The 1,092-nt window shown below is 71.3% G+C and carries 2 protein-coding genes; both read right to left on the reverse strand.

The genetic code is table 11. From position 1 onward, the window contains the following. Positions 1-169 precede the first annotated feature (169 nt). Positions 170-970: an oxygen-independent coproporphyrinogen III oxidase gene (locus AC1RNC_RS26085; RefSeq protein ID WP_492888880.1), complete on the reverse strand. Its 801-nt coding sequence runs from the start codon at positions 968-970 to the stop codon at positions 170-172. 29 nt (positions 971-999) lie between these two features. Then, a partial coding sequence (gene ccoS, locus AC1RNC_RS26090; protein WP_492888881.1) for a cbb3-type cytochrome oxidase assembly protein CcoS occupies positions 1,000-1,092 on the reverse strand: 93 nt, incomplete at its 5' end.

Below are 1,092 nucleotides of genomic sequence, written 5' to 3' on the forward strand. Positions count from 1 at the left end.
CCCCCAAGCGGGGCGGACACGGGACGGGCGGCTGGCTTGAGGCGGAAGGGGAGGGACCTTCCCGCCGAACGGTCGCTCGGCGGGAAGGTCTTGCGCGAACGGGCAATCAGGCAACCCGCTCGCTCAAGGTCAAAATTGTCGCGACTGGCCCGACGAGGCGACCGACGGGTCAGGCCTTCGGCGCCCCGCCATTGATCTTGGCGTCCTTGACGGGCGCGGCCCGCGCGCCAGCGCCGATGACGATGGGGGCGTGTTCGGATCGGTCGACGCCGTTCGCGCCGGTGGCGGCGGGATCGTTTCCGGGCAGGGCGAAGAGGCCGCCGCCGATATCGTGATAGCCGGCGCGTTCGAGATAGGCGCGAACCTCGCGCGCCGACCGCGCCGCGCCGGGAACCTCGCCCGTCTCCGCGCAAGCCGACAGCCGCAAGACGTCAGGCGCCGAGCGAACGATCTGGCGAACGTCCGCCAGCGCGCTTCCCGTCAGATCGAAAGTGACCCCCAAGTCGACCTCCAGCACGGAGACGTGGGCGTCCCGCAAGGCCGCTATCGCCTGGGCCAGGGTCGCGAGCTCGGGCCGGTCGCCGCCCGCGTCGCCTCCCGCGGGCGGCGAAATGCTGAACCGCGCGCGGCCGACGCCGTGGAACGCTGCGGCGCTCGCCCAGGCGCTGGACCAGGCCGAAAGATCGATCTCGGCGACGCTGATCGCGCCCGGCGCGAACCGAAAGACATGTCGCAAGGCTTCGAAGAGCCGGACCATGCCGTCGCGGGTCAGGCGATTGGCCGCGCCGCTCAGGAGGACGCCGCGCGTGCGTCGCGGCGAGGGAAGAGCCGCTTCCAACTGGATCAGTTCCTCGATCAAGGCGTCGACGCGCAGGTCGGCCGCCCCTGGCGTGAGCATGGCCTCGGCCGGCAGGCAAACCACAAGGTCGGCGGTCAGGTCGGAGTCGCGCGCGGTAAGGACGTCGAGCATGGGGATACTCCCTGTGGCCGGCCAGGCGGTCAGAGCGGATCGGCGGGCGGCTTGTCGTCGAGATGGTCGTAGAGGATGCGGGCGGCGTCGCCCTTGGGGTCGTCGTACTGGCCCGAGCGCAT

The organism is Caulobacter sp. GW822-FHT01G02 (assembly GCF_058802865.1).